Source organism: Rothia sp. HMSC062F03, from assembly GCF_001836905.1.
Classification (GTDB): Bacteria; Actinomycetota; Actinomycetes; order Actinomycetales; family Micrococcaceae; genus Rothia; species Rothia mucilaginosa_A.
On sequence record NZ_KV830875.1, the window covers coordinates 1 to 12,298 of the forward strand.

Sequence of the window (12,298 nt, forward strand, 5' to 3'; positions counted from 1 at the left end):
GCTCATCCGCAAGTACCAGTCGCAGCTTGAGCAGGACCGCAAAGCAGAACGTGAGCGTGACGAGAAGTTCAAGCAGTACGTTCTGGAGCACCAGTAAACCGGGGCACTAAAAGACAGCGCACCGAAAGACGGCGCTAAGAAATAGGCAGCGCAGAGAAATAGACAGCGCTGACACAGTTCAGAAAGACACCGCCATGACCACTCACACGAAAAACCAAAACAGCGGGCACCGCTTCAGCGAACGCATCGCCCGACCCCGCGTGCTCCTGCTGCTGGCTATCCTCGCCATCGGCTCGCTCATGCTGTCCTTCTACCTGGGCACCCGCTACGCCGCCACGGGCCCCGACCCGGCCGTGCAGGCGAAAACCGTGATTCCGGTCTGGGCGAAGGTCGAAGAACGAACCGTCAGCGAGGGCCTCGCCATTGCCGGAACCACCAAGGCTGGGGAGACCGCCCCGATTAGCGCGCGCACCAACGGTGAGCCGGTGCTCGTCTACCAGAACCAGAAGCCCGGTAACGTGCTCAAGGCCGGTGACTTCATCGGCATCATTGGCGCCGACCCCGTCTTCGTGCTGGAGGGGCCGCTGCCGCTGTATCGCGACCTCAACCTGGGCGATAACGGCGACGACGTGCTCGCCTTCCAGAAGGCGCTGAACTCCGCCGGGTACTCCACCGTGCAGAGCGGCACCGTCACCGAAGACACCCTCGACGCCGTCACGCGCCTGCACCGCGCGCACCTGACCGGCGTGCCCAGCGAGGGTGTCACCACCATTGCCCGAAGCAACTACGCGATTCTGCCCGGCGGTAGCCACACCGTCACCGCCGTTGCCGCGGTGGGCCAGCTCATCAGCGACGGCAACCCCATCGCGAGCGTAGAAACCAGCGAACCCTACGTGGAATCCAGCGTTGAACTCGCCGTCGCCAACAAGCTCAAGGTGGGCGACCGCGTTAGCCTGCGCACCTCTACCGGCAGCGTGGAGGGAACCATCACCAGCATTGGTGAGCTGCAGAACGACCCCTCCAAGGGCGCGGCGAAGAGCGTGCGATTCAGCGCCGACGACCCGAGCAAGCTCACGCCGGGCCAGAGCGCATCCATCACCAGTAAGGGCAACACCTCAACCACCCTCGCCGTGCCGACTACCGCGGTACGCCAGGACTCCCAGGGCACCTACGTGCTGGTTGAAAAGGGCGGAAGCTCCACCTCGACCAGCAAGGATGCGCCCGCCACCGAACGAGTCAACGTTGAGGTTCTACGCACCGCCGGCGGATACGCCGCAATCAACGCAAACCTCAGCACGGGACAGAAGGTGCTTGTCTCATGAGCCGCCGTAAGAGAACCCCAGACGCAAGCCCAGGACGTGCGCCTACAGTTGCGCCCAACGTAGCGTCCGCCGCTACACCTGCCGCCGGGCTCGGTACCGCGCCCGCTATCGAAATGCACGGCATTACCCGCATCTTTGAGGGGAGCGAACGAGCAGTCCTCGATCGTCTCGACCTGGTGGTCGAACGCGGCGAATTCCTCGCCATTATTGGTCCGTCGGGCTCCGGCAAATCCACCCTGCTAAACGCCATTGGCCTGCTCGACACCCCCACCAGCGGAACCTACAGCCTCTTCGGCAAAAACACGGAAGGACTCAGCGACAGAGAACGCGACGAAATGCGCCGAGACCACCTCGGCTTCATCTTCCAATCCTCAAACATGCTGCTGGACGAAACCAGCACAACCAATGCCTCCATGGGCCTGCGCGTGCAGGGCGTACCCTACAGCGAGCGCCTGCAACGCACCGAAGAAACCCTAGAATTTCTGGGGTTGAGCGACCGCGCCAGCATCCGCACCCGCTACCTTTCCGGTGGCGAGAAGCAGCGTTGCGCCATTGCTCGTGCCCTCGCCACGCGCCCGCCGCTGATTCTTGCCGACGAGCCGACCGGCAACCTGGACAGCCACAATAGCGCGAAGGTCATTGAGATTCTTCAGCGCATTAACGCGACCGGCTGTACTGTGCTGGTGATTACCCACGACCCGGAGGTTGCCGCCGCCGCCCGCCGCGTGATCCGCATTGAGGATGGGCGGCTGCACGAGCAGAGCCGCGCCGACTCGGCTACGGTGCCGGTCGCTGAGGTGCCGGCTGCCGAGGCTGTGCCGGTTGCAACGGATACCCCGGCGGAAACCACGGTAGGTGCCCCGGTAGATGCTACCACCAGCCTCGCACCGGGGGAGAAGCCCGCTACGCATCGCCGCGGAAGCTTCCTCACCGACGACAGCATCGAGGCAATCTCGGCGCTCACCTCACGACCGCTACGCACCCTGCTGCTGGGCCTGTCCTTCGCGCTGGGCGTGGGCGGACTCATCAGCGCCTCCGGCATGAGCGAATCCGCCAGCTACCAGGTGAACCAGCGCCTGCTCGGATCCGAACAATCCACGCTCTACATCAGCGACAGGGACAATGACCAGAACATGCTCGGAACCTACCGGCAGGGTGAATCCGCGCAGAATGTTGCCGACCGCATTAGCGCGCTGGACTACGTGAAGAACACCGGATTCGTCAGCAGCGTGGCACCCGCCGACGTGCGAATCACCCGGTTCAGCCCCTACGAGGACGAACCCAAAACGGCGATTGGCCTCAGCTCCACCTCGAAGACCCGGCTCGAGCAAATCGGTGCCCGCATGAACCCCGAAACCCTGCGTGCGCTCGAACAGATGAACTCGACCCTCACCCAGCAGAACGTTGCCGACCGTGAACGCGCAGAGCAGCTCTCCGGCGCTATCGTCTCGGTCTCCGCTGCCCGCGCCCTCGGCATTCTCCCCGAAGATAAGGCGGCAGATAACGCCACAACCGAGCCCCGCCCCGGCGAGCTACCCGCCGTCGACTACGGCATTAAGCTCGGCGGACTGCCGCAGGTGGCACCCGGTGTGAGCATCTGGGTGGATGGTCAGCTGATGCCGGTCGTCGGCCTTTTCGACCCCGGCAATAGCGGCTACGAATTCAGGAACACCGTCATTGTCTCGCCGGGCACACTTCAGCGCACCGGACGCGGCCAGGTGACCTACATTGCCGAAACCGAACGGGGCTACGGCAAGGCGGTCGCCAAGGCGATTCCGCTGACCCTCAAGCCCGCTGAACCCAGCCAGATCAACGTGGAAACCCCCTCCGACCTGCAGAGCCTGCGCGCGTCCATCGCCTCGGATCTGGGCCTGTACGTGGGCGTGCTCTCCGGTATTCTGCTGGTGCTCGCCTCCCTCTCGGCGGCAACCGCCATGTACCTGTCCGTGCAATCGCGTACCGCAGAGATTGCGCTACGCCGCGCCATCGGATCCAGTAAATGGCTGATTGCCCGCATCTTCCTCATGGAGGGCGTCATGCTCGGCGTGCTCGGCGGCTCCATCGGCGCCTGCTCCGGCATGATTGCGACGATCATTCTTTCGCTCGTGCAGGGCTGGCAGGCGGTCCTCTCCCCGGGATTCGTGGTGCTCGGCGTGGGCGTTGGCGCCCTTACCGGTCTGGTGTCTTCGGCGTACCCGGCGTGGGTGGCATCCCGCAAGAGCCCCGCCGATGCGATGCGCGGCTAGAACTAGCGCAGGGTGAGGACCAGCCAATTATCCGAAACCTGACTGGTCAAATAGGTATTGGATAGCCCACCCCTTAAACTGATGGGAGGTAAAAACAGCAGAAGACTAAGGACAACACGTGAGTCGAACGCACACACCGCGTCATGCTGACAAACATCAGAACACCGAGGCACCAGAGGTGACCGAGGGAAAGCGCAATGACCGCGCTGACCGCCGCCCACCTCTGGGCCCTGACGCCCGTAAAACCCTCAGCACGTTCGGTGTTATCACCGCCGTGCACACCCTGGCCACCGTGCTTTTCAGCGCGGCGCTCGCGGTCATCATTGCCCGCGCAGCCCACGCGGGGTTTGCCGCGGTCGCCGCCGAACACGCGCGCCTCAAGGAGACGAGCGCGCCGGACGTGTACCGCGCCTACGTTGAGTTCGCCGGCTCCGCCCAGGCACACCTTGAGGCGCACGGCGGCTGGCTGCTCGGACTCGGCGGCATCTTCGGTGACGGCGACGCCATCACCCCCGGCTTGCTCATCGTGGCGGTCCTGGCCCTCGCGGTGCGTTCGGGCGCGGACTACCTGCTGGCGGTGAGCGCGCAGCGTGCCGCCTCCGGAGCGAAGTCTCAGATTCGCCGTAGCCTGTTGCGCCGCGTGCTCGCCACCGGTGGCGCGGACACCCCCGAGGGTACCGGCGCGACCGCGGTGTTGCTTTCGCGCGGCCTGAACGCCCTGGACGACTACTACACCAAGACCCTGACCGCGTTTGTTTCCACCGCGGTGGTGCCGGTCCTGCTGTGGATTGTGGTCGCCTCCCTGGACATGATGAGCGCCCTCGTGCTGCTCTGCACCCTGCCGCTCATTCCCGTGTTCATGGTGCTGATCGGCAAGAACACCCGCACCGAAACCGCGGAGGCGCAGGCCGAGCTGCACCGCCTCTCGGACCACATCCTGGAGCTCGTGCGCGGCCTGCCCGTGATTATCGGTCTGGGCCGTGAACGCGCGCAGACCCGCGCCATGAACTCCCTGGGCCAGCGCTACCGCGAGCGCACCATGCAGACCCTGCGCAGTGCCTTCATGTCTTCGCTGGCTCTCGAGCTGATTACCACCATCTCCGTGGCGCTGATTGCCGTGCTGATTGGTGTGCGCCTGGTCAACGGCACCCTGGGCCTGGACACCGCCATTCTCGTGCTGCTGCTCGCTCCCGAGTGCTACCAGCCGCTGCGCGATGTGGGCGCCGCCTTCCACCAGTCCGAGGACGGCGTGGCCGCCCTGCGTAGCGCCCAGAAGATTATCGATGCGCCCCTGCCCGAGGAAACCGTCGAGGACGACTCGGCCAACCCCGCAGCCATCGAGGTGCGCAACCTGGACGTGAACTACCCCGATCGCCCCGAGGTGCTGACCGACCTGTCGCTGAGCCTGCCTCGCCGCGTGGCTCAGGCGGCGGAGCCCGGTTCGGAACGCGGCACCGTCATCGGTATCATGGGCCCCTCCGGTTGCGGCAAATCCACCCTGCTGAATGTGTTCTCCGGTGCCGTGCGTGAGGGGCTGGTGCCCACCGGCTCGCAGGAGCCGATGCGCGTCACCGGTAGCGTCACCGGCCTGGGCACGACCCTGATGATTCCGCAGTCGCCGGTCTTCACCGCACCCACCGTGCGCGCCGAAATGGCCCTGTACGCTCTGAGCGCCGACGACTCCGAACGCGAGCGCGCTGCGGCCCTGGTGACCGGCGTGCTGGAGCGCGGCGAGTTCGCCGTGAGCCCCGCCGATAACGACCTGATGATGCGCCCGCTGGCGCAGCTGGGCCTTGAGAGCGTGAACGTGCTGGAACCGGGCGCCCTGAGCGCCGGTCAGGCGCGCCGCCTCGCCGTGGCACGTACTCTGGCCCGCGCCGAGGCCATCTACCGCGCCGGCGGCGAGCAGACCGTGCTGACCGTCCTGGTGGACGAGCCCACCGCTCATCTGGACGCCTACTCGGCCTACCTGGTCACCCGTGCCCTGCACCGCCTGGCGGAGCTTGGCGCCACCGTGCTGATCGTGACCCACGAGGGTGAACTGGCCGCGCACTGCGACCACCTCGTGCGAGCCGAGCTGGGCGCGTCCGGTTACACTTGGAGCACCTCGCTCAACGCGACCCGCGTGCCCGTGCCCGCTGAAGCCCCCGCGCACCTGCTGGAGCTCAAGAGCGAGCACGAGGCCGAAAGCCGCGCCCTCGTGGAGGCCACCCCCGCCGCGGACGAGAACCCGCAAGAGGAAAAGCCCGCAGGCCTGTTCGCCACCCTGCGCACCCTCAAGGAGCTGACCGGAATCGGTGCGCGCGCCTTCTCCGGACCCGTGCTGATGGCGGCGACCACCTCCCTGATGGCCGCGGCGCTGACCGCGCTGTCCGGCTGGCTCATCGTGCGCGCGGGCGAGGGTCCCGCCATGATGTACCTGATGGTCGCCATCGTGGGCGTGCGATTCTTCGGCCTGGGCCGCGCGTGCGCCCGCTACGCCGAGCGTCTGATGACCCACTCGAAGGTGCTTGCCGCCGCGAATATTCTGCGTCTACGCGCCTGGGTTGGCGCCTGGCAGAGCGTGAGCAGCGTGCGCGCCCTGCTGCGCGGCGACGCCCTGCTGGAGCGCCTCGTGGGCGGTATTGACGAGCTTCGCGACGGTATTCCGCGCGTGATTATTCCGCCGGCCGCACACCTGCTGGTTATGATTGCCGCGCTGGTGACGACCGCGTGCATCCTGCCCCAGGCCCTGATTCCCGTGCTGGCGGCGGTGCTGGTGAGCACCTTTGTGGCCCCCTGGGCCGTGCTTCGTGCCGATGCCCGCGCGGAGGCTCTGGCCCGCCAGTCCACCGCACGTATGCTACGCCTGGGCACCGGTATGCTCTCCGCCGCCGAGGACCTGCGCGCCAACGGCGTGGCGAACACCGCCGAACGCGCCAACAACGAGCTGGACGCGCAGAACCTTTCCGCCCTGCAGAAGGGCTCGACCGCCCAGGGCCTGGGCCGAACCCTCGTAGCGCTGAGCTGGTTTGGTGCCGCGCTGGCGAGCGCCGTGATTGCCTACCCGCTGGCTGTAAACGGCACCGTGGGCGCCCCCGAGTCGGCGATCGTGGTGCTGCTGTGCACCGGCATGCTGGAGAGCTCCCTGGGCCATATCGAGGCGGTTCGCTCCTGGCCCGAGTTCGCCCGCCTGCTCGCCTCGATTGCCCCGAGCGTTCGCGACGTATCCCTGGAGGGCGTTGTCGCCACCTCGACCCTGAAGCGTTCCGTGCCCACCGAAGCCGAGGTAGACACCCACGTTCTGCCGCGCCGTGCCGAGCGTCTGCGCGCCCGTGCCGAGGCCGAGATGGAGGAGCTGCTGGAGGCGGACCGCCAGCGTGCCCGCCGCTTCGCGCGCCCTGACTCTGCGGCTGATTCCAAGGCTGATTCCCAGGCTGAATCTCCGCGCCCGCCCAAGCCAGGCGAGCCCAAGATAGTCGGATGCGGCACCCCGCAGCAGCTCGGCGTGAAGGTCACCGGCGCGACCCCCGCCCTGGCTATGCAGGACGGTTCCGCCCGCTGGCCCGGTATGGACCACCCGGTCTTCGCACATCTGAACCTGACGGCTCGCGAGGGCTCCTGGACCGCGGTGACCGGCCCCTCCGGATCCGGTAAGTCCACCGTGCTTGCCACCCTGCTGGGCTTCCTGCCCCTGGAGTCGGGCCGCATCGAGGCCGCCGGCGAGGTGCTGGCCCCCGAAGAGCTGCGCGGCTACGCGGCCTGGTGCCCGCAGGCGGCGCATATCTTCGAGTCGACCCTCGAGGGTAACCTGCTGCTGGCCCGTGACCGTTCGGATCGACCGAGCGAGGAGGATCTCATCGAGGTTCTGCGCCGCGTGGGTCTGGGCGAGTGGTTTGACGCCCTGCCGAAGGGCCTACGCACTCCCGTGGGCGCCGGCGGTTCCTTCCTGTCGGGTGGTCAGCGTCAGCGTCTGGCGGTGGCTCGCGCCCTGCTGGTGAACTCGCCGGTTCTGCTGCTGGATGAGCCGACCGCGCACCTGGACGCCGAGTCTGCCCGCGCGCTCATGGCCGACCTGGATACGGCAACCCGCGCCAGCTCGGTGGCCACGGTTCTGGTGTCGCACCGTCCCGAGGATGTCGCCCACTGCGACGAAGTGGTTCGCCTCTAAACGCACCCGGGCGGCAGGCACCGCGTGCGAGGCTGAACGCAAGAAACTGCCCGCAAGAAACTGCGAGGAAGGCCCCGGTACTTCACGGAAGTACCGGGGCATTTCTGCGTGCGCAGATAGTTCTGAGTGTTTATATCTCCGCGCGAATAGGTTCGAGTGAGGGGGAGGAGGGAGCTAAACCCAGCCGAGTATTTGCGCGCTCATCCGCAGCAGCATGAGGGTCATAACGATAACGAGCACGCGGCGAATGAATCGCTCGCCCAGGTGAATTGCGGTGCGGGCACCAACCCAGCTTCCCGCCATGTTGGCGCATCCCATGGCGATTCCGAGGAGCCAGTGAATTGAGCCCAGCGGAATGAAGTAGAGGAGCGCGCCGAGGTTGGTGGCGGTGTTGAGAACCTTGGCGGCGGCGGTCGCGTGGAGCATATCGTAGCCCATGGCTACCTGCAGGGCGACGAGCATCATCGCGCCGGTGCCAGCCCCGAGGATGCCGTCGTAGCCGCCCAGAATCAGACCCAGCGCAAAGCCGCGCACTAGGAACGATGAGGTTGTGAGCGCGCGAGACTGTCCGCGAGGTATGCGCGGTTGTAGCACCGAGAAGACGAGGATAGCGGCTAGAACCACCACAATGGCGGGGCGGAAAATATGTGCCGGCAGGATCGTGGCGCAGTACGCGCCGTCGGCGGAGGCGCAGAACGCCACGAACGCTACGGGGAGCAGGATTTTCCACGGGATTTTGAGCGAGCGAATATAGGTTGAGGCACTCATTAAAGTGCCCATGGCGCTGGCAACTTTATTGGTGCTCAGAGCGGCGATGGGTGAGAATCCGGGCGCCATGAGCAGGGCGGGGAGCTGGATCATGCCGCCTCCGCCCACGACAGAGTCGATGCATCCCGCGCAGAAGGCAGCGAGCAGGAGCACGATAAATAACTCTGGTGTGACGGACAGTAAATCAAGCACGACAAATCCTCTAAGAACAATGCGTCAATAAATGTGTGCTGTGTTACTTAAGGTACACCACATAAAAGCCGGGGGTGAAGACACACACAACGTGTCTTCACCCCCGGCTTCGTTAGCAACCTGAGGTCGAAAGGCTGTGAACGGCGCGCCTAGAAGAGCTTTTCACCCTCGGGGCTGACCGCCAGCGCCGCGGAAACCACCGCGTAGTTCGGACCAACCACACCGATGCTCTGGGTGAGCATCACGCCGGAGCCGTCGCGGGCACCGTGCTCGGTCGGCAGGGAACGAGCCACGCCGCCGGAGGATGCCGCCTTCGCCGGGCCCACGCCAACCCAGGCCAGGGCCAGCTGGCTCTCACCGGTGAGGAATCGGTGCGCACGCACGCCACCGGTTGCGCGGCCCTTCTGCGGGTACTCGCTCAGCGCGGTGACCTTGGCGCTCGCCAGGCCGTCCTTGCCGTTGGTGACGGTCACGACCTCCGCCGCGTCGCCGGGCGCGGTCACACCCAGGGCGATGACGCGGTCGCCGTCGGCAAGCTTAATGCCGGCGATACCGCCGCCGGTGCGTCCCTGCGGACGAACCTTCGCGGCATCGAAGGTCAGCAGTTTTGCGTCGCGGGTGACGAAGGTGAGCACCGCATCGTCGGTGGGGCAGGGGGCTGCGGCTACGATTTCGTCGCCGTCCTTGAGCTTCATGATGTCCCACTCGGTCTGGTTCAGCGGGTAGTCGGGGTTCACGCGCTTAATCACGCCGCCGGCGGTTGCCATCGCCAGCACCGTGCTCAGCGGCACGAGTGCAATCAGCTTCTCACCCTTAGCAAGCTGAACCAGCTCGGTTGCCTTCACCGCCGACGCCATGGAGGGGGTGCCGCCGTTCTCGTCCAGCACCGGAATGTCCATGACGGACAGACGCACCATGCGTCCGGCGGAGGTGACGGCACCAATCTCACCGCGTGCGGTGGTCGGCACAATCGAAGCGAACACGTCGTGCTTGAAGCGCTTGCCGGGATCCACGAGGGCCTCGCGGATGGGCTTGCCGGGGGTGCGTCCCATCACGCCGGTGGCGGAGAGCAGCACCCAGCAGGGCTCGTCGGCAATCTCGAGGGCCAGGCCCAGGCTCTTCTTCGCCTTGGACTGTGCAGTGACCGCCTCGATGGCGACCTGCATCTCGTCCTTGGTCTTGAGCTGGGTGCGGCGGTCGGTGCCGTAGCGTTCGGCGACCTCGGCGAGCTCGTCAGAAACCAGCTCGCGCAGCGCCGCATCGGAGCCGAGGATGCGCTGCAGCTCCGCGATTTCCTGCTGCAGGGTATCGCGTTCTGCTTCCAACTCCAGGCGGGAGTACTTGGTGAGCTGGCGCAGGCGCAGCTCCAGAATGTGGTTCGCCTGCGTGTCGGTCAGGTCGAAGACGACCTTCAGCTTTTCGCGTGCCTGAGCGGTCTCATCAGACGCACGAATAATCTGGATGACCTCGTCAATATCGAGGATCGCCACGAGCAGGCCCTCCACCAGGTGCAGGCGGTCGGTGCGCTTGCCCAGGCGGAACTCGGTGCGGCGGCGGACCACGTTCAGGCGGTGGTCAATGTACACGCGCATCAGGTCGAGCAGGCCGAGGGTCTGCGGCTGACCGTCCACGAGCGCCACATTGTTGATACCGAAGGAGTCCTCGAGCGGGGTGTGCTTGTATAGGGCGGCGAGCACGGCCTCGGGGTTGAAGCCGTTCTTGACCTCGATGATGAGGCGCAGGCCGTGGGTGCGGTCGGTCAGGTCGACCACGTCCGAGATGCCGGTGAGCTTCTTGGAGTTGACGCCGTCCTTGATCTTTTCGATGACCTTTTCGGGGCCGACCATGTACGGCAGCTCGGTGACGACGATGCCCTGCTTGCGGGGGCTGACCTGCTCGATTGAGACCTTCGCGCGGGTCTTGAAGGTGCCTCGGCCGGTTTCGTAGGCGTCACGGATTCCGCTCAGGCCCACGATGGTGCCGCCGGTGGGCAAATCGGGGCCGGGAATGAACTTCATGATGTCTTTGAGGCTCGCCTCGGGGTGCGCGATGAGGTGGCGGGTACCGGCGATGACCTCGCGCAGGTTGTGCGGCGCCATGTTGGTCGCCATGCCGACCGCGATGCCGGTGGTGCCGTTGACGAGCAGGTTCGGGAACGCTGCGGGCAGCACGGCGGGTTGCAAGAACTGGTTGTCGTAGTTGGGCACGAAGTCGACGACATCTTCGTCGAGGTCGGCGGTCAGCGCCTGCGCGGCGGGTGCCATGCGAGCCTCGGTGTATCGGGCGGCCGCCGGGCCGTCGTCGAGGGAGCCGAAGTTACCGTGACCGTCCACGAGGGGCAGACGCAGCGCGAAGGGCTGGGCGAGGCGCACCATGGCGTCGTAGATGGCGGCGTCGCCGTGCGGGTGGAGCTTACCCATGACCTCACCGGTCACGCGGGCGCTCTTGACGTGGCCCTTATCGGGGCGCAGGCCCATCTGCTGCATCATGTAGAGGATGCGGCGCTGCACGGGCTTGAGGCCGTCGCGGGCGTCGGGGAGGGCACGCGAATAAATCACCGAATAGGAGTACTCCAGGAAGCTGGATTCCATCTCGGCGGATACGTCGATGTCGACGATATTCTCTACCACATCCACCGGGTAGTCACTGGCGGTGGATTTGGATCGGCGAGCCATATATCTCCTCGTGTCGGTGTGTTTTTCGTACTTCTATTCTAGCGGGTGCACGCGGGTGAACCGGGCCGACCGGTCAGCGTCACGCGCGAAGATACACGGAGACGCGCGGGGATACCCGGGCGTGCGTCTGGGCGGGCCGGGAGATGGTGCGTCGACCCGGCGGGGGAGCGGGCCTCGCCCGGCGTCTCGTCATATGCGCACCTGTACGCGTGGTTAAGTAGCACAGCCCGGCTGGAACCCTCTAAGGTAGAGGGTAGTAATGCCTAACCGCCGAAACGCGCACGCCCCGCAGAGCCGCCGTGCGCGCCGGCTGACACCGCACGAAAGAGGTCCGATGAACACCCCCACCCCCGAACGCGAGCAGCTGGTCGCAGACATCAAGCACGCCGGCTTCTACCCCGACCTCGTGCTGGAAGTGGTGGACGAGGCCCTGGCCGATATGAATCCCGACGCCCACTTTGTGCAGCACGAAACCCATTTCTCGCGCGATGATTTCCACCGCCACATCACCGTGATGGTCCTGTGCGGCGACTTCATCGTGTTTGCACACCTGGACGACCAGCACCTCGAGGGCGATGCGCAGGGCACCGTGGCGCACGTGAGCGTGGAGGCCGTGCACCTGAGCGACCTGAACGCGGTCACCATGAGCTACGGCTTCAGCCAGCCGCAGGCCTACAACGCCGGCAACACCGCCCCGACCGAAATTTCCTTCCAGATTGCCTGGACCGGGTCCCTGCACCTAGAGCTCGCCCCGGCAGGCTGCCAGGATCCGCAGTGCAACGCCGACCACGGCTACACCGGTGACGCCCGCCGCGAGGATATCGCGGTGCGCGTTTCCGCAACCGCTGACGGCCCCGAGTCGGTGTACCGCGCCCAGCACTTTGCGCGCGCCCTGCACCGCGCCCGCATGCGCGCCGCCCGCCGCTAAACAAGCACCCACCGCTA

General features: G+C 66.0%; 6 protein-coding genes. 4 read left to right on the top strand and 2 right to left on the bottom strand.

The window, feature by feature from the left end; translation table 11 throughout:
* Positions 1–194: 194 nt before the first annotated feature.
* From HMPREF2674_RS03820 to HMPREF2674_RS03830, 3 genes are all read left to right on the top strand, one after another.
* Positions 195–1,322, top strand: a complete 1,128-nt coding sequence (locus HMPREF2674_RS03820) for an efflux RND transporter periplasmic adaptor subunit (RefSeq protein ID WP_049343113.1) — start codon at positions 195–197, stop codon at positions 1,320–1,322.
* On the top strand, positions 1,319–3,568 hold the full coding sequence (locus tag HMPREF2674_RS03825) for an ABC transporter ATP-binding protein/permease (protein ID WP_070824873.1): 2,250 nt from the start codon (positions 1,319–1,321) through the stop codon (positions 3,566–3,568). The genes HMPREF2674_RS03820 and HMPREF2674_RS03825 overlap by 4 nt, the downstream gene beginning before the upstream one ends.
* Positions 3,569–3,746: 178 nt before the next feature.
* Complete coding sequence (locus HMPREF2674_RS03830) at positions 3,747–7,718, top strand: thiol reductant ABC exporter subunit CydD/CydC (RefSeq protein WP_246826169.1); 3,972 nt, start codon at positions 3,747–3,749, stop codon at positions 7,716–7,718.
* A gap of 174 nt (positions 7,719–7,892) precedes the next feature.
* Here the strand turns inward: HMPREF2674_RS03830 and HMPREF2674_RS03835 are convergent, their stop codons facing one another.
* Both HMPREF2674_RS03835 and HMPREF2674_RS03840 read right to left on the bottom strand, forming a co-directional pair.
* The gene (locus HMPREF2674_RS03835) at positions 7,893–8,678 is read right to left on the bottom strand and encodes a sulfite exporter TauE/SafE family protein (RefSeq protein ID WP_049345978.1); all 786 of its coding nucleotides are present in this window, start codon (positions 8,676–8,678) and stop codon (positions 7,893–7,895) included.
* 149 nt (positions 8,679–8,827) lie between these two features.
* Complete coding sequence (locus HMPREF2674_RS03840; RefSeq protein WP_049343109.1) at positions 8,828–11,353, bottom strand: DNA gyrase/topoisomerase IV subunit A; 2,526 nt, start codon at positions 11,351–11,353, stop codon at positions 8,828–8,830.
* Positions 11,354–11,687: 334 nt separating this feature from the next.
* On the opposite strand from HMPREF2674_RS03840, the gene HMPREF2674_RS03845 reads away from it, so the two are divergent.
* Positions 11,688–12,281: a DUF5998 family protein gene (locus HMPREF2674_RS03845; RefSeq protein ID WP_049333602.1), complete on the top strand. Its 594-nt coding sequence runs from the start codon at positions 11,688–11,690 to the stop codon at positions 12,279–12,281.
* Positions 12,282–12,298 lie beyond the last annotated feature (17 nt).